The organism is Cellulomonas sp. NPDC089187 (assembly GCF_040685135.1).
In the GTDB taxonomy this organism is placed as follows: Bacteria; Actinomycetota; Actinomycetes; order Actinomycetales; family Cellulomonadaceae; genus Cellulomonas.
The window spans coordinates 147,019-168,654 of the sequence record NZ_JBFBHI010000002.1 but is presented as its reverse complement, the minus strand read 5'-3'; the positions used below and the strand labels follow the sequence as shown (position 1 = coordinate 168,654).

19 protein-coding genes are annotated in these 21,636 nt (G+C 69.4%); 6 read left to right on the top strand and 13 right to left on the bottom strand.

Annotated features, from left to right (window positions below):
* Position 1 precedes the first annotated feature (1 nt).
* Positions 2 to 649, bottom strand: a complete 648-nt coding sequence (purN, locus tag AB0N78_RS05075; RefSeq protein ID WP_363386557.1) for a phosphoribosylglycinamide formyltransferase — start codon at positions 647 to 649, stop codon at positions 2 to 4.
* A gap of 277 nt (positions 650 to 926) precedes the next feature.
* On the opposite strand from purN, the gene AB0N78_RS05070 reads away from it, so the two are divergent.
* The 3 genes from AB0N78_RS05070 to AB0N78_RS05060 all read left to right on the top strand — a co-directional run bounded on the left by AB0N78_RS05070 (position 927) and on the right by AB0N78_RS05060 (position 5,261).
* Complete coding sequence (locus AB0N78_RS05070; protein WP_363386555.1) at positions 927 to 2,657, top strand: hypothetical protein; 1,731 nt, start codon at positions 927 to 929, stop codon at positions 2,655 to 2,657.
* Between the two features lie 74 nt (positions 2,658 to 2,731).
* Positions 2,732 to 3,256 (top strand): hypothetical protein, encoded by a 525-nt coding sequence (locus AB0N78_RS05065; protein WP_363386553.1) that lies wholly within the window; start codon positions 2,732 to 2,734, stop codon positions 3,254 to 3,256.
* A gap of 151 nt (positions 3,257 to 3,407) precedes the next feature.
* Entirely contained in the window at positions 3,408 to 5,261 is a 1,854-nt protein-coding gene (locus AB0N78_RS05060) for a hypothetical protein (protein ID WP_363386551.1), read from the top strand.
* Positions 5,262 to 5,318: 57 nt separating this feature from the next.
* Here AB0N78_RS05060 and AB0N78_RS05055 read toward each other — a convergent pair whose 3' ends face one another.
* The 5 genes from AB0N78_RS05055 to pcrA all read right to left on the bottom strand — a co-directional run bounded on the left by AB0N78_RS05055 (position 5,319) and on the right by pcrA (position 12,189).
* Positions 5,319 to 6,641: a DUF6350 family protein gene (locus tag AB0N78_RS05055; RefSeq protein WP_363386550.1), complete on the bottom strand. Its 1,323-nt coding sequence runs from the start codon at positions 6,639 to 6,641 to the stop codon at positions 5,319 to 5,321.
* Positions 6,642 to 6,729: 88 nt separating this feature from the next.
* Positions 6,730 to 7,626 carry a succinate--CoA ligase subunit alpha gene (sucD, locus tag AB0N78_RS05050; RefSeq protein WP_363386548.1) on the bottom strand — a complete coding sequence of 299 codons (897 nt, stop codon included), beginning with the start codon at positions 7,624 to 7,626 and terminating at the stop codon, positions 6,730 to 6,732.
* 31 nt (positions 7,627 to 7,657) lie between these two features.
* Positions 7,658 to 8,842 carry an ADP-forming succinate--CoA ligase subunit beta gene (gene sucC, locus AB0N78_RS05045; protein WP_363386546.1) on the bottom strand — a complete coding sequence of 395 codons (1,185 nt, stop codon included), beginning with the start codon at positions 8,840 to 8,842 and terminating at the stop codon, positions 7,658 to 7,660.
* 148 nt (positions 8,843 to 8,990) lie between these two features.
* Positions 8,991 to 9,656, bottom strand: coding sequence for an AIM24 family protein (locus tag AB0N78_RS05040; protein WP_363386544.1), 666 nt, complete (start codon positions 9,654 to 9,656; stop codon positions 8,991 to 8,993).
* 49 nt (positions 9,657 to 9,705) lie between these two features.
* On the bottom strand, positions 9,706 to 12,189 hold the full coding sequence (gene pcrA / locus AB0N78_RS05035) for a DNA helicase PcrA (RefSeq protein WP_363386542.1): 2,484 nt from the start codon (positions 12,187 to 12,189) through the stop codon (positions 9,706 to 9,708).
* 150 nt (positions 12,190 to 12,339) lie between these two features.
* Here pcrA and AB0N78_RS05030 point away from each other — a divergent pair, with 150 nt between their 5' ends.
* Complete coding sequence (locus AB0N78_RS05030; protein WP_363386540.1) at positions 12,340 to 12,870, top strand: hypothetical protein; 531 nt, start codon at positions 12,340 to 12,342, stop codon at positions 12,868 to 12,870.
* A gap of 15 nt (positions 12,871 to 12,885) precedes the next feature.
* Here the strand turns inward: AB0N78_RS05030 and AB0N78_RS05025 are convergent, their stop codons facing one another.
* From AB0N78_RS05025 to AB0N78_RS05015, 3 genes are all read right to left on the bottom strand, one after another.
* Positions 12,886 to 13,236, bottom strand: coding sequence for a hypothetical protein (locus AB0N78_RS05025; RefSeq protein WP_363386538.1), 351 nt, complete (start codon positions 13,234 to 13,236; stop codon positions 12,886 to 12,888).
* A gap of 90 nt (positions 13,237 to 13,326) precedes the next feature.
* The gene (locus AB0N78_RS05020; protein WP_363386536.1) at positions 13,327 to 13,983 is read right to left on the bottom strand and encodes a response regulator transcription factor; all 657 of its coding nucleotides are present in this window, start codon (positions 13,981 to 13,983) and stop codon (positions 13,327 to 13,329) included.
* Positions 13,980 to 15,284: a PspC domain-containing protein gene (locus AB0N78_RS05015; RefSeq protein WP_363386534.1), complete on the bottom strand. Its 1,305-nt coding sequence runs from the start codon at positions 15,282 to 15,284 to the stop codon at positions 13,980 to 13,982. The genes AB0N78_RS05020 and AB0N78_RS05015 overlap by 4 nt, the downstream gene beginning before the upstream one ends.
* A gap of 145 nt (positions 15,285 to 15,429) precedes the next feature.
* On the opposite strand from AB0N78_RS05015, the gene AB0N78_RS05010 reads away from it, so the two are divergent.
* Both AB0N78_RS05010 and AB0N78_RS05005 read left to right on the top strand, forming a co-directional pair.
* A complete protein-coding gene (locus AB0N78_RS05010; protein ID WP_363386532.1) occupies positions 15,430 to 16,899 on the top strand; it encodes a PspC domain-containing protein in 1,470 nt (489 codons plus the stop codon).
* Positions 16,899 to 17,447: a hypothetical protein gene (locus AB0N78_RS05005; protein ID WP_363386530.1), complete on the top strand. Its 549-nt coding sequence runs from the start codon at positions 16,899 to 16,901 to the stop codon at positions 17,445 to 17,447. Before AB0N78_RS05010 ends, AB0N78_RS05005 begins: the two co-directional genes overlap by 1 nt.
* Positions 17,448 to 17,539: 92 nt before the next feature.
* Here the strand turns inward: AB0N78_RS05005 and AB0N78_RS05000 are convergent, their stop codons facing one another.
* From AB0N78_RS05000 to AB0N78_RS04985, 4 genes are all read right to left on the bottom strand, one after another.
* Positions 17,540 to 18,106, bottom strand: a complete 567-nt coding sequence (locus tag AB0N78_RS05000) for an aromatic ring-opening dioxygenase LigA (RefSeq protein WP_363386528.1) — start codon at positions 18,104 to 18,106, stop codon at positions 17,540 to 17,542.
* Positions 18,107 to 18,206: 100 nt separating this feature from the next.
* On the bottom strand, positions 18,207 to 18,833 hold the full coding sequence (locus AB0N78_RS04995; RefSeq protein WP_363386526.1) for a shikimate kinase: 627 nt from the start codon (positions 18,831 to 18,833) through the stop codon (positions 18,207 to 18,209).
* A gap of 131 nt (positions 18,834 to 18,964) precedes the next feature.
* Positions 18,965 to 20,269 carry a shikimate transporter gene (gene shiA, locus AB0N78_RS04990; protein WP_363386524.1) on the bottom strand — a complete coding sequence of 435 codons (1,305 nt, stop codon included), beginning with the start codon at positions 20,267 to 20,269 and terminating at the stop codon, positions 18,965 to 18,967.
* A gap of 34 nt (positions 20,270 to 20,303) precedes the next feature.
* On the bottom strand, positions 20,304 to 21,569 hold the full coding sequence (locus AB0N78_RS04985; protein WP_363386522.1) for an MFS transporter: 1,266 nt from the start codon (positions 21,567 to 21,569) through the stop codon (positions 20,304 to 20,306).
* Between the last annotated feature and the right edge of the window lie 67 nt (positions 21,570 to 21,636).

Sequence of the window (21,636 nt, the reverse complement as noted above, 5' to 3'; positions counted from 1 at the left end):
CCTAACCGACCGTGACCGTCCGCCCCTCGACCGTGAGCCCACCGGCAGCGATCCGGCCCACCCACTCCACCAGCATCACCCGCTCGGCCACCTTGATCCGCTCGTGCAGTGTCGCCTCGTCCTCACCCTGCTCCACCGGCACCGCCACCTGCGCGATCACCGGCCCGGTATCCGTGCCCGCATCCACCACGTGCAGCGTCGACCCGGTGACCTTCGCCCCGTAGGCCAGAGCGTCCCGCACCGCATGCGCCCCCGGGAACGACGGCAGCAACGCCGGGTGCGTGTTCACCACCCGGTTCGGCCACCGCTCCAACACCGGCGCACCCAGAATCCGCATGAACCCCGCCGACACCACCAGATCCGGCCCGAACACCGCCACCGCATCCGCCATCCCCCGGTTCCACGCATCCCGGTCCGGGAAGTCCGCCGGTGCCACCACCGCGGTCGGTATCCCCGCCTCACGCGCGATCCCCAAGCCCCCCGCATCCGCGCGGTCCGACACCACGCCGACCACCCGAGCCGGATAGGCCTGGTCCTGCTGCGCGGCGATCAGAGCGGCGAGGTTGCTGCCGGTGCCGGAGATGAGGACGACCAGGCAGCCGGTGTGGCGGGTGGTGGGAGCGGGCAGGGCAGGCTGAGTCGGCTCCATACGGACGGACTGTAGCGGGCCGAAGCGTCGCCACCGGAAACGCTACTCATGGAGATGCCACAGCCGCAGCCTGGAAACCACTCATCGAGCACAAGGCATCACTCTGTTCGAACACACCGCCTCTATTCCGACGCTCACCCCCGAGAAGATGCCCAGGCGAGGAACGCTCGCCACTCGGTTCGTCCGAGCCACCACTGCGGACGATGAACAGAGGAAATCCATGATAATACGCACAATTCACCGACGTCCGCTGGGGGCGTTGTCTGCCGTCGCGGCGATGACCCTGCTCTGCACGTTCATCGGCCCGGCAGCGCAGGCCACTCCGCTTACCGCGGATCCCATCGCCGTGCTGGACCCGGACTCGGACACACCCGAAGTGCCCGAGAGCTGGACCACCGAGGACGGCAGCACGCCGGAATCAGTCGAACTCGACATCAATGATTCCCAGCAGACCCCATCAAGCATGGCCCGGGTTGCCGGTGCCGGATTCAACACCGGCGACAACGTCGTGGCGAACTCCGACCACTACACGATCAACCTGGCGGGTGACAGCCGGATCGAGCAGCTGCGCCCCGCGGTCAATGCCGCCGTTGCCGACATCACCCGGATGACCGGCGGTGTGGTCAATCTCCAGGTCGGCGGCGCACTCCAGGGCAGCCACACACCCGCGGACCACGAGATCACTGTCTACCTCGACGACACCCCGCAGAGCTGCGGTGGCTCCCCGTGGGGGAAGTGGATCGGCTGCGGTGGCACCCGTCAGGGCTACTACCGGTCGGACCGGACCATCGTCGTGACCTCGGGTGTGACGTACTACCCGACGCGGGTCTTGCAGTACTCGAGCGCCGCGCAGACCCAGTTCGTCACGCATGAGTTGCTGCACGCTCTGGGATTGAGGCACTACGACGGCGTGTTCGAGGGCACTACCCAGCTGATGCACTCAAACCCGACGGTGAACTCCACCCAGACCGGAGATGCGAACGGCATCCGCTTCCTCGCCTCCAACCGCGGCGTGATCGGCAGGCTGGACACGGCGGCCGGTGCCGCGCAGGCGATCAGCGTCACCGGCTGGGCAATCGACAAGAACACCTCGGGCCCGATCAACGTGCACGTCTATGTGGACGGCAAGTTCGCAAAGGCCGTGACGGCGAACGCACAGCGCGCCGACATCGCCGGCCAGGGCTTCGGCACTGCACACGGCTTCTCCACCAGTGTCGCGACAACCCCGGGGACGCATGAGGTCTGTGTCTACGGCATTGCCTGGATCCCTAGCACCAACCCCTCGCTGGGTTGCAAGACGGTGACGGTGTACTCCTCGCGCCCGCCGGTGGGCACGATCGACAGTGCCGCCTCGACCGTTCCCGGCGGGTTGACCGTCTCCGGATGGACGCTCGACCCGGACACCACTGCGTCGATTCAGGCCCACCTGTACGTGGACGGGAAATTCGTCACCGGAATGACCGCCGCGGCCACTCGCAACGACGTCGCCTCCGCCTACGGCCGGGGGGCAGCGCACGGGTATACCTTCAATGTCGGCGGCGTCGCGGGCGGGACTCATGAGGTCTGCGTTTACGGCATCGACACGGCCGGAGGCCCGCACCCGAAGATCGGCTGCAAGTCCGTCACCGTGGTCGCGAACGCGCTGCCGATCGGCCGGATCGATTCCGCCACAGCTCGCGGCTGGGGCACGATCAACTGCACCTCCGACGATCAGTGCGGATCGGCAACCGACCCCACGTACACGACCGCGATCTCCGGCTGGGCACTCGACCCGAATACGTCGGCCTCGATCCAGGTCCATCTGTACGTGGACGGGATCTATCACAGCCAAGTGACCGCATCCAACACGCGCAACGACGTCGCCGCTGCCTACGGGCTAGGCGCCGCACACGGGTACGAGTTCGAGCTGTCCAGCACGACCCCGCCCGATGGCCCACACGAGTACTGCGTGTGGGGAATCGACTCGAGCGGAGGCCCGAATCCGAAGCTAGGCTGTGTGACGCTCTGAACCGAGCGTGGAAGTCCACTGTGGCGCGGTCCTGCGAAGGGCCGCGCCACAGTTGTCGATGCGAGGATGAGCCGGTGAGCAACCCGTACGCCCCGCCCTCCCCCGACCGTCCCACCCCGGACGACCGACCGGAGCGTGCGCCGGAGCCGCAGCCCACGCCGGCGCCTTCGCGGCGCGCACTGCCGCCTGAGCCCGCTCCTGAACCCCCGAACCCCGAGGCGGTGCTGGCGACCGGTCGATTGGTCCGGCACTTCGGGGTGTGGATGCTCGCGGCGGTGGTCGTCGGGCTACTGCCGCTGCCGTGGGGCGTGGCCTCGTTGGCCTTCATCGTGGGCGCGGTGATCACGGGTATTCGGGCACTGCGCACCGCGACCAAGGGACGGGTCGGGGGCGGGCTGGCTCCGCTGGTCGTCATCGGCCTGGGTCTGGCCGGGATGCTCGGGCTGATGACCTTGGCCCCGCTGGCGGTGTGGCCGGCGCAGCAGGATCTGCAACAGTGCCTGGGATCGGCGGTTACGGAGACCGCGAGGACCGGCTGCCAGGTGGAGTTCGAGCAGCAGTCCACCGAGCTGTTGAACCGGTGGCTCCCGAGTTCGTGATCTCGGGTGACCACTGCGCCGTTCGCTTTGTTTCCTGGGCACAGCGGGTCCATAATTCCCGCTCAGCCGCAGTCCAGTCCCGCCATCGAAGGCGGGTCGATTCGACTGCAAGGGGACTTCTATGCGTCCACGACGATCACGCGTTGTGGTGATGCTGACCGTACTGGTGACGGCCTTCTCCACTCTGGTGGCGGCTCCCGCCGCCTCGGCCAGGGTGCTCATGAACGGCTTCGCACTGCAAAACGGCGTGCAATCCAACCTACCCGCGTTCAACATCCAACTCGCCTACGGTGACTCTCGTTTGTCCCGCTATATCCCGTACATCGACGCAGCTGCCCGGGCGATCAACAACACGGGCACCGCGTCTCTCTCACTGCACACCGGCGGGATCGCGCCACGCGACCCGAATAAGGGCGAGATCATCATCCAGCTGGCCGACAGCGCCGAGTGCCGAGACGCGCACACCGGACCTGGAGAGTCCCTCGCTTGCACCTCGATCGTGCCCTCAGGGACGCAGGTCATCGGCGCCCAGATTCAAGTACAGACCGCGCTCGCCTCACGCTCGTCCTCGATCTACACGAGCACGTTCACGCATGAGCTGCTGCACGCCCTCGGCCTGGATCACTACGAGTTCACGTGGGGCGGCGGCGTGCAGCTGATGCACCCCAACGCATCCATCGGAGCCAGCACGATCCAGTCCGGCGACCTGGCGGGCCTGTGGTACCTGGCCGAGCACCGTCCGCCACCGAACGCTGCCCCCATCGGATCCTTCGAGGCAGCGACGCGCGTGAACGCGACGACCGTGCGCCTCAGCGGATGGGCGCTGGACCCGGACACCACCGCCCCGATAGCCGTACGCGTTTCCGTGGACGGTGTGTCACGCAACGTCACCGCATCGACGTCCCGACCGGATGTCCAGGCTGCCCATGGCAAGGGCGCGGCACACGGCTTCACGATCAACCAGACGGTGACGTCCGGCCCGCACCAGATCTGCGTCGACGCTCTTGATGCCCAGGGCGGTCCGAACACCTCGCTCGGATGCCGGACGGTGACCGCGAACAACGTGCCGATCGGCAGTCTCGACCTGGTGAGCAAGGCCAGCGCGACGTCGGTGCGGGTAGCCGGATGGGCACTGGACCCGGACACCACCGCCTCGATCCGCGTGCACCTGTACGTCGATGGGAGCTTCGCCAAGGATGTGACAGCCAGCCTGACCCGCAACGATATCCAGACGGCCTATCGCAAGGGTGCCGCGCACGGGTTCGACACCACGGTCACCGTGACACCCGGTGCCCACAGCGTCTGTTTGTGGGGCATCGACGCCGACGGCGTCTCCAATCCGAAGATCGCTTGCCGGGATGTCGTGACGAACATCCAACCTTTCGGGTCCGTCGACTCCGCCGCAGGAACCGGGGGCAACTCCATCACCGTCGCGGGATGGGCCATCGACCGGGATACCCCCTCGTCCGCGCTCGGCATCCACGTCTACGTCGACGGGAAGTACGCCGGAAACGGAACCGCGAACGCGACTCGACAGGATGTGCACAACGCCTACCAGCTCGGGGCCAACCACGGATTCAACTTCTCGGTGCCCGCGACTCCCGGCGCTCACCAGGTATGCGTCTTCGCGATCGACGCCAACGGGGGCAACAACCCCCAGTTGGGCTGCCGCGACATCACGGTGGCCAACCAGGTGCCCATCGGATCCTTCGACATGCTCACCGCCGGAACGGGCACCATGACGGTGGCGGGCTGGGCGATCGACCCGGACACCACCGCGCCGATCAAGGTGCACGTCTACGTCGACGGCGTGTATTCGCTTCAGGGCACCGCCGACGTCAGCCGTCCCGATGTCGGTGCGGCCTATGGCAAGGGCAGCCTGCACGGGTACTCGCTGTCACTGAACGCGACCGCGGGCGCTCACTCGGTCTGCGTGTACGCCCTCGACAGTGCGCACCAGGCGAACAACCGGCAGCTGTCCTGCCGCACAGTCACCGTGCGCTGACAAGGTGAGAACGCGCGACGCCGGCCCGCCCTTGAAGGCGTGGGCGGCGTCGCGTGTTCATCCCTCATCGTCGGATTCCCGCTCGCTCGGCACCGCGTCGGACGTCCTCCCCGTGCCCGGACGATATCCCCGCATCCGCCGCCACAGCCCCCGCGCCCGCCGCGCCACCGCCGCGCGCACCAGCCGATCGGCGGGCAGCAGCACCAGCAGCATCGCCACCCCCGTCCCGGCGGCGACAGCGAGACCGACCAGCAACGGTGCCGGCCCGAACTCGGTCATCCGGCCCGGTCCGATCCCACCGGCTGCCAGAGCGGCCAGCACGCCCGCACCGAGTCCGGCGACCGCCGAGGCAACCGCCCCCGCGATGATCGGGTCCCAGGCGCGGGTGCTCGTCAACCGGCGGCGGAGCCAGAACACGGCCACCACTGCGGTCAGGACGGTCAGCACCGGCACGAACCGCAACACCCCGCCGGTGAGGTCGGGGGCGGGCAGCGCACCGAGGATCGGGATCGCGGGCAGCGCACCGGTCGTGGCGTGGTCGACGGTGAAGGCGGTGTCGACGCCGACCGCGAAGCCGGGGCCGGACAGCCAGGACATCGCCCACAGGACCAGGGTGGGCAGGTACGCCAGTTCACCGAGTGCGAGGACGATGCCGCCGACCGCATCCAGGCCGAGCCCGGAGACGACCTCGGCGATGGTGGTGCGCCCGGTGAGCACCCACCCGATGGTCAGCAGCGCGGACATCGCGAGCAGCGTGAACAGGGCCACCGCCCCGGCACCGAGGCCCTGGGCGACGGGTTCGGGTAGGCGGCTGCGCACCGGCAGCACCAGGGTGGACAGTCGGGGTGCTTCCGGGCGGCGCAATAGTCCGGCCCCCAGTCCGAGGCCGGAGACGGTGATCGCTCCGATGATCCCGATGCCCAGGTGCAGCAGCGGGGCCCCGGCGAGCAGGACGACCAGGGCCAGCAGGAGGGTGTACGCACCGATCCCGGCCAGGTAGGAGCGCCAGGTGGCGTAGCCGGAGCGACGGGCCGCGGCCCAGCAGCTGAACACGGCCAGGGCGGTCAACCCGAGCGGGGCCAGGGTCACTGAGGGCGCGGTGGGGAACGGCACGCCGTGCGCCAGCAGCCAGACCCCCGATCCGATCTGCAGCGCCTGGGTCCAGGGGACTCCGTCGGTGGCGGGTGCGGAGGAGGTCGCGACGAAGGCGGCGATGGCGGGGACCACCACGACCAGCAGGGACAGCAGCGCCGCCTGGAGTCCGGCCAGCATGCCGCCGACCCATCGTGGAGCGCTGTTCAGGTCCGGGGCGAAGCGCGCACGGTCGTCGAGCACCCGGGTCGTGCCGCCCCGCTGTGGGGGCCGGGTACCAGCGCTCATCGGTCCATGGTCCCCGACCGGGCCCGCGGAGTCGGACAGGCGGACGCGGCGTGCCGCCGTGAGGCTGGGCACGCCGCGTCCGGGTGGATCAGCCGAGCAGCTTGCGGGCGAGCTCGGCGGTCTCGGTGGGGGTGGTGCCGACCTGCACACCAGCAGCCTCCAACGCCTCCTTCTTGGCGGCGGCGGTGCCCGCCGAGCCGGAGACGATCGCCCCGGCGTGGCCCATGGTCTTGCCCTCGGGGGCGGTGAACCCGGCGACGTAGGCGACCACCGGCTTGGTGACGTGCTCGGCGATGAAGGTCGCGGCACGCTCCTCCGCGTCACCACCGATCTCCCCGATCAGCACAATCAGGTCGGTGTCCGGGTCGTCCTGGAACGCGGCCAGTGCGTCGATGTGCGTGGTGCCGATGATCGGGTCACCGCCGATGCCCACTGCGGTGGAGAAGCCCAGGTCCCGCAGCTCGTACATCATCTGGTAGGTCAGGGTGCCGGACTTCGACACCAGGCCGATCCGGCCGGGGCCGGTGATGTCGGCGGGGATGATGCCGACATTCGACTGTGCGGGGCTGATCAGGCCGGGGCAGTTCGGACCGATCAGCCGCACGCCCTTGTCCTGCGCGTAGGCGAAGAACTCGGCGGTGTCGGCAACCGGCACGCCCTCGGTGATGATCACGATCAGCGGGACACCGGCGTCGACGGCCTCGATCACCGCCGCCTTGGTGAAGGCCGGCGGCACGAAGATCACCGACACATCCGCGCGGGTGGACTCGACGGCCTGCGCCACCGAGCCAAACACCGGGATCGCCACGGTCATCCCGGAGCCGTCGCCGCGCGGGAACTCGACGCTGGTGCCGGCCTTGCGGGGGTTGACCCCGCCGACGATGGTGGTGCCGGCGGCCAGCATCCGGGTGGTGTGCTTGCTGCCTTCGGAGCCGGTCATGCCCTGGACGATGACCCGGGAATCCGCGGTCAGGAAGATCGCCATGAGTGCTTGTCTCTCTTCTCTCAGGTCTCGGTCAGGCGCTGTGGGCGAGTCGGGCGGCCTCGGCGGCCCCACCGTCCATGGTCTCGGCCTGGGTGACCAGCGGGTGGTTCGCGTCCCGCAGGATCTGGCGACCGGCGACGACGTTGTTGCCGTCCAGGCGCACGACCAGCGGTTTGGTGGCCTGGTCGCCCAGGATGCCGAGCGCCGCGACGATGCCGTTGGCCACGGCGTCACAGGCGGTGATCCCGCCGAAGACGTTCACGAACACGGACTTCACCTGCGGGTCGGACAGGATGATGTCCAACCCGGCGGCCATCACCTCCGCCGAAGCACCGCCGCCGATGTCCAGGAAGTTCGCGGGCTTGACCCCACCGTGGTTCTCTCCGGCGTAGGCGACCACGTCCAGGGTGCTCATCACCAGACCGGCACCGTTGCCGATCACGCCGACCTCACCGTCCAGCTTGACGTAGTTGAGGTCCTTCTCCTTGGCCTTCGCCTCCAGCGGGTCGTCCGCCGAGGGATCGGCCAACTCCGCGTGGTCGGCGTGCCGGAAGTCGGCGTTGGCATCCAGCGATACCTTGCCGTCGAGGGCGACGACCCGGCCCTCCTCGGTGAGCACCAGCGGGTTGACCTCGACCAGGGTGGCGTCCTCCTCGCGGTAGACGTCCCACAGTCGCTGCAGCACCTCAGCCACCTGGTCGGCGACCGCACTGTCGAATCCGGCGGTGGCGACGATCTCGGCGGCCTTGGCGGCGTCGATGCCGGTGCGCGGGTCGACGGCCACCCGGGCCAGCGCCTCCGGGCGCTCCACCGCGAGCTGCTCGATCTCCATCCCGCCCTCGACACTGGCCATCGCCAGGTAGCGGCGCTCGGCACGGTCCAGCAGCAGGGAGAAGTAGTACTCCTTGTCGATCCGCGCACCGGCGGCGATCATCACCTGGTGGACGGTGTGGCCCTTGATGTCCATGCCGAGGATCTCCTCGGCACGCTCGGCGGCCTCCGCGGCGGACCGGGCGATCTTCACGCCACCGGCCTTGCCCCGGCCACCGGTCTTGACCTGTGCCTTCACCACGACGACACCCGTGGCGTCGGGGGCGGACAGGAGGGTCTCGGCTGCGCTCTGCGCCTCGGCGGGGGTCCGGGCGACGATCCCGCCCAGGACGGGAACCCCGTGCCGCTCGAAGAGGTCGCGCGCCTGGTATTCGAACAGGTCCACGTGTTGCGGTCCTTCCCATGTATCCCGGGTCGGGATCGGCTGCTCTGCCGTCGACGATCGTAACCACCCCGCGGGCGATTTATCTCCATATCGAGAGAACGGCCCGGGACTTCTGTCCTAGAAGTCCCGGGCCGCGCGTCCGCCGATGTCAGGCCGTCGGCATCGGGTACCCCTCCGAGGGCTGCACCACCACGAAGCCCGGACCGTGGAAGCTGTACTGGATCGCCTCGCCGGTGCCTCCGCGGACCAGCGAGCGCATGTTCATGCTGTTCACAATGCCCGGGGTGAGGTTCGCCGACCAGCACACCGCCGCGTTCGGGTCCACGAAGGTCGGCTGCTGCGAGCAGTCCAGGATCATCGGCGCGCCGTGCGAGGTCAGCGCCACGGTCCCCTGTCCCTGGATCAGGGTGTTGAACAGGCCCGCGGTCATCATCCCGGCGCCCTTGGTGCGGTGCAGGTCCCACTGCAACGCCGAGTCGAAGGCCAGCAGGGAGGAACCGTTCACGCTGATCGCGTCGCCCTCCAGCTGGAGCAGGAAGACGTTCTCCGCGGACCGGGCGAAGAACACCTCACCCTGACCGGAGACCCGCATCAGGGGCTGGTTGTCGGCGCTGATCGCGTTCTTGACGAACCGCGCGACGGAGCCGGAACCCTCGTGGTGGAACTGCACCTGGCCCTGGTAGGCGACCATCGCGCCCTTGGCGGACAGCACGTCGGGGCCGAGGGTCACCTTGAGCATCTTGGTGCTCTGCAGGGCGAACCGGTCGGAGGTCTGGATCTCGGCATGAGCCTGGTCGAAGAGTGCACTACGCATAGGCGGCATCATGCCGGACGCGCGGGGCCACACACCGCCGACTGAGTAGTCAGAGCTTGGTAACAGGGGAGAACCGCAGCAAGAGACGTTTGGTGCCCTCCGTGCCGAAGTCGACCTTCGCCACCGCGTTCTGTCCCGCCCCCTCCATCGACACGACGGTGCCCAGGCCGTAACTGTCGTGAGTCACCTTGTCCCCCACCGCCAGATCCGGGATCTGCGCATCCGGGCGCGGGGTCGCCGATCCGAAGGTGGCACCACCGGGTGGGCGCTGGCTCAGATCCACCCGTCGCCGGTCCCGGGCCCGTTCGCCGCCCTCGCCCCGGCCGGAGCCGAATCCGCCGCGGCCAGTCACGTACCCGCCCGGGGTCCGCAGCCGGTCGGTGCTGGATTCGCGCCGCCGCCAATCGATCAGCTCCTCCGGCAGGTCGTCCAAGAACCGGCTCGCCGGGAACTCGTTCGGCACCCCCCAGGCGGTCCGGACGGCGGCACGGGAGATGTACAGCCGTTCCCGGGCCCGGGTCAGTCCGACATAGGCCAGTCGACGTTCCTCGGCCAACTGGTCGGTGTCCGCCAGGGACCGCATGTGCGGGAAGGTGCCGTCCTCCATCCCGGTCAGGAACACCACCGGGAACTCCAGGCCCTTGGCGGTGTGCAGCGTCATCAAGGTGATCACGCCCTGGTCCGCCGCCCGCGCAGCGTCCTCGTCGCCGTCAGCGCCGTCGTCGCTGGGGATCTGGTCGGAGTCGGCGACCAGCGACACCCGCTCCAGGAAGTCCGCGAGGTCCCCCTCGGGCTCGGACTCCTCGAACTCGGCCGCGACGGCGTGCAGTTCCGCCAGGTTCTCCACCCGGGTCTGGTCCTGCGGGTCCTCCGAGGCGCGCAGCTCCGCCAGGTACCCGCTGCGGTCCAGCACTGCACCCAGCACCTCGGCCGGTCCGGCACCGGACTCCGCCAGCGCGCGCAGGTCGGACATCATCACGTCGAAGGCGCGCAGACCGGTGATCGCCCGGGTGCCCAGCCCGGGCACCTCGTCCAACCGTTCCAGCGCCGCCCCGAAGGAGATCCGCTGCCGTTCGGCGTAAGCGGCGACCATCGCCTCGGAGCGCTCACCGAGTCCGCGCTTGGGCACATTGAGGATCCGACGCAGGTTCACGTCGTCATCCGGGTTCGCGATCGCCCGCAGGTAGGCGACCGCGTCCTTGATCTCCTTGCGCTCGTAGAACCGGGTGCCGCCGACCACCTTGTAGGGCAGGCCGACCCGGACCAGCACCTCCTCCAGCGCACGGGACTGGGCGTTGGCGCGGTAGAAGATCGCCACATCACCGGGGCGTACCCCGTCGGAGTCGGCCAGGCGGTCGATCTCCTCCGCGATGAACCGGGCCTCGCCGTGCTCGTCGTCGGCGACGTAGGCCACGATCTGCGGGCCCTGACCGGAGTCGGTCCACAACCGCTTGGCTTTGCGACCCGGGTTGCGGCTGATCACCGCGTTGGCGGCGGACAGGATGGTCTGGGTGGAGCGGTAGTTCTGCTCCAGCAGGATGGTGGTGGCGTCCGGGTAGTCGGCCTCGAACTCCATGATGTTGCGGATGTTCGCGCCACGGAAGGCATAGATCGACTGGTCGGAGTCGCCGACCACGGTCAGCTCCCCGCGCGGGACGTCCCCCTCGATCTGCGCACCGGCACCGGCGAGTTCGCGGACCAGCACGTACTGCGCGTGGTTGGTGTCCTGGTACTCATCGACCAGCACGTGCCGGAACCGACGCCGGTAGTGCTCAGCCACCGCGGGGAAGGCCTGCAGCAGGTTGACCGTGGTCATGATCAGGTCGTCGAAGTCGAGCGCGTTCGCTTGCCGCAGCCGCTGCTGGTAACGGGTGTAGACCTGGGCCAGCGTCCGGTCGAAGTCGTTGGCACCGTCGCCGCCGTTGGTCGCCGCGAAGTCCTCGGGAGCCACCAACTCGTCCTTGAGCGAGGAGATCTTGGACCCCAGCGCCTTAGGCGGGTAGCGCTTCGGGTCAAGGTCCAGCTCACGGGCGACCAGCGTGATCAGCCGCTGTGAATCTGCCGAGTCGTAGATTGAGAAGCTGGACCGCAGCCCGAGGGTGCCGGCCTCCTTGCGCAGGATCCGCACGCAGGCAGAGTGGAAGGTGGACACCCACATCGCCCGGGCGGAGGGGCCGACCAGCGCGGCGACTCGCTCGCGCATCTCCGCCGCAGCCTTGTTGGTGAAGGTGATCGCCAGGATCTCCCCCGCCCGCGCCCGACCGGTGGCCAACTGGTACGCGATCCGATGGGTCAGCACCCGGGTCTTGCCCGATCCGGCACCGGCGACGATCAGCAGCGGCCCACCGGTGTGCAGCACCGCAGCCCGTTGCTCGGGGTTTAGGCCCTCCAGCAGCGACTCCGGATCGGCCCGGTGCGGACCGTGTCCGGCACGGCGGGGCTCGTCGACCTCGGCATCCGTCCGCGGGGGTCCGGCGGGCAGGCGGGCGAGGTCGAGTCCGGGCAGCGGGAGGTTCTCGAAGAGCGACGTCATGGCACCCCCAAGCCTAGGCGTAGGCGCTGACACCCGGGTCCACCGATGGACGTGCTGGCAGCTCGGCGGCGGGCCCTGGCAGGATCGGCCGCACGGCACTCCTGCCGCAGCCGCGCACACCCTGCACCCCCAGAACCGAGACGAGGATCGATGAGCACCCCCCAGACTCCGCCGGGACCGCAGCAGCCGGACCAGCCCGACAGCAGCGCACCCCCATCGGGTTCCGGGCCGCAGTCGGAGGCGACACCCGCGTACCCGAGCGCACCGCCCGCCTACCCCACTGTGCCGCCTGCTTACCCGAGCGATTCCACCGGTGCGGGGACACCGCCGCCCTACGCGGGCACCCCGGCCTATCCGTCCGCCGGGGCCCCGCAGTACCCGGGCTATGCCGCGGCACCGGATAACGGCACCAAGACGCTCGCCATCGTCTCCCTGGTGCTCGCCGCGATCGGCTGCACCTCGCTGGTCGGTCTGGTGCTCGCGATCGTGACCCTGGTCAAGAAGCGCGGCACCACCGACACCGCCAGCAAGGTGATGGCCGGCATCGCCCTGGCCGTCTCCGTGATCTGGCTCGTAATCGGTGTCATCGTCGGCATGGGCGTCTGGCACGTGCTGGACGTCTGCGCCGAGCAGGGGCCTGGCACGCACTACATCGACGGGGTCACCTACACCTGTAGCTGACTCACCCGGAGCAGGTCACCCCCAGAGCACTGCGATCACCACGTTGACCGCGGTCAGGCCGAGCACCACACCGACCCGGCCCTTGGTGACCTGCTCCGGCTTGCGCTGCCCGAGCCAGATCAGCACGGTGATCACCAGCGTGATGACCAGCTTCACGCCGATCTTGGCGTTGTCCGGCTTGTCCAGCCCGGCGACCTCGGCCGAGCGCAGACCGGTCATGATCAGCCCGGTGACCAGAGCGGTGAGAGCACCGTGGAAGGCACCCTTCGGGAAGGCGTTCTGCCGCAGGGTGACGATGCAGCCGCCGAGCACGATGGCCCAGCCGATCAGGTGCAGCACCACGAGCAGGCCGTAGACGATGTCCATGGGGGCGTCTCCTCGACGTTGGGGGGAGAGACCACCCTGACATGGACCACTCGCACGACACACCACGTCGCACGGTGGTGCCGGTCACCCCTAGAGCAGTCGCCGCGCAGCCGCCCACCGGGTCAGCTCGTGCCGCGAGGACAGCTGCAGTTTGCGCAGCACCGCCGACACATGGGTCTCGACGGTCTTGATCGAGATGAACAGCTCGGAGGCGACCTCCCGGTAGGAGTAACCGCGCGCGATCAACCGCATCACCTCGCGCTCCCGGGCCGACAGCCGGTCCAGCTCGTCGTCCCCGGTGGCGACATCGCCTGCGGCAGTGCCGAAGGCGTCCAACACGAATCCGGCCAGCCGCGGGCTGAACACCGCATCGCCGCCGGCCACCTGCTGCACGGCGGCAGACAGGTCCGGGCCGCTGATCGCCTTGGTCACATACCCGCGCGCGCCGGCCCGGATCACGGCCACCACATCCTCGGCGGCATCCGAGACCGACAGCGCCAGGAACCGGGTCTCGGCGAGCAGGTCCTGGCACAGCCGAATCACCTCGGCACCACCCCCACCGTCACCACCGGGCAAGTGCACGTCCAACAGCACCACTGGTGGTCGCAGCTCGCGCACCACCGCCACCGCCTGCTCGACAGTCTCGGCCTCGCCGACCACCCGCACCCGGTCGTCCAGGGAAGCCCGCACCCCGGCGCGGAACATCAGATGGTCGTCGACCAGCACGACATCGATCGGCTCGCTCATGACTGCATCGTCCTCTCACTGGCCGGGTCGGCCGTCGTCTGCTCCGGCGTCCCCGGACCGCTCACACGGGGCACCTGCAACCGCACCTCGGTGCCGCCCCCGTCCTTGCACACCACCGAGGCGGTCCCACCGCGGCGGCGCACGCGGCCCAGGATCGACTCCCGGACACCGAACCGGTCCGAGGGCACCGCGTCCAGGTCGAAGCCGGTCCCCCGGTCTCGGACGAAGGCCTCGACCTCGGTCGGACCGGCCTCCAGGTAGCAGGACACCGGCGGACGACCGTGTCGCACCGCGTTGAGCAGCGCCTCCCTGGTCGCTTGGAGCAGGGCGTCGGTGTTCTGATCGGGTTCGCAGTCCCCGACCACCACCACGTCGATGGTCACCGCTTCACCGGAGGGGCCGACCCGGGTGTCCTCGATCTCCGCGACGATCTCCCGCAGCACTGCGACCACGGAGGTGCCGGGCTCGGGGCGGTCGTCGTAGAGCCAGGCTCGCAGCTCGCGCTCCTGGGCGCGGGCCAGACGAGCGACCTCAGTGGCGTCGTCCGCGCGGGCGCGGATCAGGGCCAGGGTCTGCAGCACCGAGTCGTGCAGGTGTGCAGCGATGTCGGCGCGCTCGGATTCCCGGGCTCGGGCCAGACGCTCGTCACCCAGTGCACGCACCAGGCGCAGCCACCACGGAGCGAGCACCAGCGCCACACCGGCCAACACCGCCACCGCCGCGACCGTGGACTGCACCAGCACGGCCGGTTCGGTCTCTTTGCCGACCAGCAGGAGCACGCCGACCCCGGCGATCACCAGGCCGCCGACCAGCCGCAGCACACTGACCCGGTTGCGCGCCCCGCCCTTGCGCTCCTTCTGCACCGCGTCCAGCTGACTCCAGGCCAGGGCAGCGCCAGCGGCCAGCAGCAGCACCGGGACCAACCAGCCCGAACCGATCGAGCTGCCGGAACGGTTCAGCAGCAGCGCCGCCGCACTCACCACCAGCGCCGCACCGACCGCGATCTGACCCCAGGGCAGTCTGCGCAGCTGTTCCACCCGCGCCGGGCTCAGCACCGGGGCCAGACGGGTCTGCCACGCCGGACGAGTGTCGGTCATTTGCTCGGCATCCCCGAGCGGCACCGTCACCCACCAGAACACGTAGAGCAGCGGACCGAAGAACGCGACCGGTGTCAGCACCACGAACAGCAGCCGCACCATCCGGACGGACACCCCCAGGTGCACGGCCAGACCCGCGGCCACGCCACCGAGGACGCGACCACGTTCGGGGCGGCGCAGCGGTGGCCGGACAGGGGTCTGCATGCCCTGATCGTCACATGTCTCGGCTCCGCGTCGAAGCCCTGAGCGCCGAACTCGGGGCAGGATCAGGGACCCGGACCGGCGAATCAGGGGTGGCTCAGGGTGGCCCCCGATGGTTCGGAGCGCTGGCGGCGGTCAGGATCGAACCATGACGAACGACAGCACCGGCTACGGCCCGGGCACCCCGCCCCCGGCCGGTTCCGGACCCACGCCGGGCGCACCCGGCGGACGCAGCGGGGACGGCTTCTTCGGCGCGATCCGCAAGGTCGGGGTCACCCGTGGCCAGGACCGGTGGATCGGTGGTGTGGCCTCCGGGCTCGCGCAGCGGTTCGGGATGGACCCGCTGCTGATGCGCGGGCTGGTCGGCCTGAGCGTGCTGCTCGGCTTCGGCCTGGTGCTGTACGGCATCGCCTGGGCGCTGCTGCCCGAGCCGGACGGCAGGATCCACCTGGAGCAGGCGATCCACGGCGACTGGGACGGCGGACTGATTGGTGCCGGTGTGCTGGTGCTGGTCGGCGCGACCAACGGTGGCTGGTGGTTCTCCTGGGGGCCGTTCGATTCCGGGTGGTTCTCCGTGATCGCCTGGTCTGCGGCCGTGGTCGCCGTGATCGTCATCCTCGCGAACGCCCGGCGGGATCGACGCGATTCGACCTCGACCGAAGGGCCCGTTCCGATGACCGAGCCCACTCCAGCCGCCAGCCCGGCCTCGTCGGTCACACCGACCGCCGGCCCCACCGGGAACCCCCCGATCCGGACCTCGGCCACGGTGCCGCCCGCCGCCCCGGTCTACGGCTCCGCACCCGTTACCCCCACGGGGGTCCACCCGCCGATCAGCCCGAGCCCGCTGCCGGGTGGCCCAGGCACACCGCTGCCGCCCCGACCGGTTCCGCCGCACACCGGTGGCCCGTCGTGGCAGTCCCAGCCCCCGAAACCCCCGAAGCCGCCCAAGCCGGTGAAGCCTCCGGTGCCGGGCCCCGGCTCCGCGATGACCGGTGCGGTGATGGGTCTGATCCTGATCGGCCTAGCCGGGCTGTTGATCGCGGACCGCACCGGTCACTACGACGGCCCGGTGGCCAGCATCGTGGTCGGTGGGGGCATCGTCCTGGTCGGCCTCGGCATCATCCTGTGCGGGTTGCTCGGACGACGCTCCGGCGGACTGACCGCCCTGGCGATCATTGGCATCGTGCTGGCCGGTCCTGCCGTGGCAGCGGACTCCGACACCTGGTGGGACTCGGACCGTCGCACCGCGGGCATCGGTGACGAGCGCTACCTGGTCGAGAGCCGATCCGCCGCGGAGGCGGGTTTCGCGCTCGGCATGGGCTCGGCGGTGGTCGATCTGACCGAGGTGCCGCTGGTCGAGGACGAGGCGCTGGAGGTGCCGGTGCAGGTCGGGATCGGTGACATCACCGTGATCGTCCCGAACGACACCCCGGTCCGAGCCACGGTTCGTTCCGGCGGTGGACAGGTGTTCTGGACAGTCGATGACCGCGATCAGGAGCTGAGCGGGGTCGCCAACCGTCGGGTGTTCACCAGCGACGAGGTCTCCTCCGACACACCCGCCCAACTGGATCTCCGGGCCGACATCGGCCTGGGCAACATCACCATCGAGGAGAACTGATGTCCGAGCGCACCCCGGGGCAGGGCTCCGAGCAGACGAACGAGCACGACGACGACCGCACCGAAGCCATCGAGTCAGTGCCGGAGACCGAGGCGATCGGGTCGGTGCCGGAGACCGAGCAGATCGACACGGCGGCCGAGGCCGACGCAGCCGGGACCGACACCGTCCAGACCGAGGCCGTCGAGACCGATCCCTACCCCGCACCACCGGTCCATGACGCTCCCGCGAGCGGATTCGCCACCGACGGGTCCACACCGCCGATGTCCGCAACTCCCCCGTCGCCGGAGCCGACGAGCACCACCAGCACCTGGACCCCGCCCGCGCCGGTTACCGCGCCCCCGGTGCCGCGCAGCACCGGTCCCCGGACCGGCACGGTGATCTGGGGCCTGATCGTGGTGGCGATCGGTGCCGCGATCCTGGCAGCGGCGGCGGGGCTGCACATCGACTTCCAGCTGTTGTTCATCGGCCTGCTGGCGCTGGCCGGAGTCGGTCTGCTGATCAGCTCGCTGGTCAGCTCGGTACGTCGCCGGGATCGTTCGGCGTCCTGAGCGCGCGGGTGGCTGGAGGGGCCGCCCGGGGCTCACCTACGACGAGGGCCGGAACTCCGTGGAGTTCCGGCCCTCGTCCTGTGTACTGCGGATCAGACCGCCGGGGTCGTGCCCGGGGTGCCCGGCTCCGCAGGCGGGATGGTCGTGCTGGTGGCCTGCGTCTGCCCGGCGCGGGTCTCGGCAACCCGGGCCTCCGCGCGGGAACCGCCGTCGGCGAGGGTGACCCGACGCTTGCCGCCCAGCGCCCAGATCGCCCAGCCGATCAGGATGAACATGATGCCCAGCCCCATCACCAGCGCGGCCACGCCGAAGGCGACCACGGAGGTGAACAGCGAGGCGCGCAGGAAGGACGCGTTCATCGCGACGTCCCGCAGCGGGTCGTCCTGGTCGAGCTCGGCGTAGGTCTTGCCGCCGGTCGCGTCCAGGGCGTGCTGAGCGATGATGTCGGCCTGGGCGAAGGCCGCCCACGGCGTGGTCACCGGGTCACCCGCAAAGTTGGCGGCGTCGCCGGACACGGTGATGTTCTCGTCGGCGAGGTGGCTGGAGACGGCGCCCCAGGTCACTCCGCCCGCAATCAGCAGGATCAGTCCGGCCACGGCCGAGATGATCGCGATCACGCGCGACGCCTTCGACGGCGCCGTCGTTGCCACGGTGGTCATGGTGCTCTCCTTCTGCGAGTTCCCCTGTCACCGCACAACGTCCCAAAAGACCAAGGGCGACGCAATCGGACATCTGTGAGGTGACTGTGACCAGTCGGCATTAGCGGGTGTGCGGACCGCCGTGGCGCGTCGCAGCCTGTCGGGCCTGGTGTACCTGCCGCATCCGGCGCTCGACCTCCCGCGCCCCTTCTGCGGGGGTGACGCCGTCGGTCAGCACCCGCATCGTGGCCACACCCTCGTAGATCTCCCGGCGCTCACGCATGATGTCCAGCCAGCGCTGGCGGGGGTCACCCATCAGCAGCGGCCGGGAGTCGTCGAGCCCGACCCGCGGCCCGGCGAACTCGATGCTGACGTCCAGGAACACCACGGTCCCGCCCTGCGCCGCGTACTCCGCCAGGTGCTGCTGGGTGTCCGTCCGCACCGGCGCACCGCCACCGAGCGCCAGTACCCCACGGTGCTCGGCCAGCGCCTCCGCGACGATCTGATGCTCCAGATCGCGGAATGCCTGCTCACCCTGGTGCAGGAAGATGTCCGCGATGGTGGTCCCGGCGCGCTCTTCGACATCGACGTCGGTGTCGCGCAGCGGGACATCCCAGCGCCGGGACAGGGCACGACCGATCGCGGTCTTCCCCGACCCCATCGGGCCACAGAGCACCACCAGCGGTCCGCGATCCGGGGACGGCGGCGGGGTGCCACGCTGACGGGACCGGGCAGTGGGGGTGGGCATCGTCGACTCCTCTGGCCGAGAAACGCGCGGGCGGCAGCGCCCGGAGCAGCCCGGACACCGTGTCCATTGTGGGCGCGGACGGCCTCACGCCCGACCAACGACCACGGAGCGGACACGACCCGTGGGTTCGGTCACACCTGCGAGGCGCGCCCACCGCGGACAGCGAAGCCGGCCACCGCTGCGGAGATCAGGCAGCCCACCAGCAGGTAGGTCGCCACCGGCCACCACCGGTCATTGGTCCAGGTGAGCATGGCCGTCGCCAGGAACGGGGTGAAGCCTCCAGCGATCGCCGAGGCCACCTGGTATCCCACGCCCGCGCCGGTGTTCTGGTTCTCCGGGCCGAACATCTGCGTGATCAGCGGCTGCTGCACCGACACGGCCATGTCGTGCGCGATGTTGATCAACACCACCGCGACCACCACCACCAGGACAAAGCTGCCGGACTCCATCGCGAAGAAGAACGGGAACGCGGCGGCTGCCCCGATCAGCGACCCGACCACATAGATCCGCCGCCACCCGAACCGGTCCGACAGGTACGCGAAGGCGGGGATGGAGATCAGCCCCAGCGCACCGACGATCAGCGCCACGTTGACCATGCGTTCGCGGGGCATTCCCATGTGGGACACGCCGTAGGCCACCGCGAAGGTGGTGACGATGTACATGGTCAGCAGCTCGACCAGGCGCAGTCCGATGATCTCCAGGAACGCGCGCGGCGACTGGCGGATCGCGGTCATCACCGACCCGCGCCGCTGCTCGGTCGGCTGCGAGTCCTTGGGCCGCTCGACCACCCCGGACCGAATCCACAGCCCGACTGCGATGAGCACCAGGGAGAACCAGAAAGGGACCCGCCATCCCCAGCTGTCGAACCGGTCCCCGGCCAGCGAGCTCATGCCGGTCACCGCTCCGGAGGCGGCGACCAGGCCCACGGCGTACCCGAGCTGAACGCCACAGGAGTACAGCGCACGTCGACCAGCGGGCGCGTGTCGGACGGCGAGCAGGGCTGCCCCACCCCACTCACCGCCGACCGCGAAGCCCTGCACCGACCGGAGCACGGTCAACAGCACCGGCGACCACCACCCGGCCTGCGCATAGGTGGGCAGGCATCCGACTAAGCCCGTGCAGATGCCCATCAGGGTCATCGTCACGATCAACACCTGCTTCTGCCCGACCCGGTCGCCCATCCGACCGAAGACCAGCCCGCCCAGCGGACGGAACAAGAAGCCGATGCCGAGCGTGGCGAAGGACGCCAGCAGGTTCATCGTCGGGGAGTCGAAGGCGTAGAACTGCGTGTTGAACACCGTGGCCGCCGTCAACCCGAAGATCAGGAAGTCGTACCACTCGATCACCGCGCCGACGAAGGAGCTCACCGCAGCACGCTTGGCCTGCCGCGGGCTGACGTCCGGGGGCAGATCCTCGACGGCCTCGAGTGTGGACACCAGCGGGACTCCTCTAGATGGGACGGTCGGGGTTTCAGGACGCGGCGAGCGCAGCCTTCTCCGCGTCGGCGGCTGCTGCGCTGCGCACGAAGACCTTGCGGTACCGCGTCAGCACGAAGACACCCAGCAGCACCGAGGCGATGCAGACGCCGAAGCCGACCCAGACCACATTGGTGTATCCGGCCGCCTTGTCGGCTGCACCGTCCACCAGCCAACCAGACAAATAGGGCAGGACGAAGGCAGCAAGTCCCGAGGCCAGCCCGATCATCGAGGTGACCACGCCCTTGCGAACCGGGAAGAACTCGGCCAGCACCACCACGGTGAGCTGGAACAGACCACCGGCGGCGAAGTAGCCGATCACAAACGCCAGCACCGGGTACAGCGAGCCGTTCTGGACCAGCACCATCAGCAGGTACGCGGCCGCCGCAGCTACCGGGTTCACCACCAGGAACGTGACTGGGCGGAACTTCTTGGCCACCAGGGCCGCAGTGATGAACACCCCGGCGAAGGAGCCGATCGAGTACCAGGAGATCAGTCCACGACCGCCGTCCTCACTCATCCCGGCGAGCTGCTGACCGATAGCGGGCATCGAGTTCTGGGCCAGCCAGAACATGGCGGTGGCGGTGAAACCGAAGAGCACCAGTGCCACCCCCTCCAGGCCGATCCGCGCACCGGTCGCACCGTCCTCGGAGGACGCGGCGTTGGCCTCGATGGCGGCCTTCTGCTCGGCAGCCAGCGCCTTGTAGTCCGGGAACGGCACCTTGAGCATGACCAGGAAGATGATCGCCAGCACGATCGCGCCGCCGATGAACGGGATGCCCCAGTAGGCCCCGGCGTTCGCCAGTGCGTTGATCACCAGCGGGAGCGCGAACTGGCCAGCAGCGATGGCGGCCTTGACCAGCATGTTCGCCGACCCGGCCGTCTTGGGGAAGGACTCCATCAGCGTGGGGTAGGTACCGGTGTCCATCACGGCGTTGGCCAACCCGAACCACACGGCCAGCGCGAAGCCGACCTGCCAGTTCGGGCTGACGACCACGCCGAGCAGGAACACGATGTACATCGCCAGCGAGGCGAGCACCATGAATCGGCGGCCGACCTTGTCGGAGAGGAACCCGGCGAAAGACGGCCCGATGATCTTCCCGATCCCGATGCCGGACAGCGCCATCAGTACGTTGCCCTCGGTGCAGTTCCACTGCTCCTGCAGGTGCGTGGAGTTCTGCGACAGGATGATGACGGCCATGCCGTAGAGGAAGAAGTAGAAGTACACCGAGCCCGCCGTCGGTGCGTAGCGGTTCTTCATCGCGGACCTTTCCTGGGCGGTGGGCGGCGGCCCTTCGGACGCAGCCCGTCACGAAGGTACTCACCTG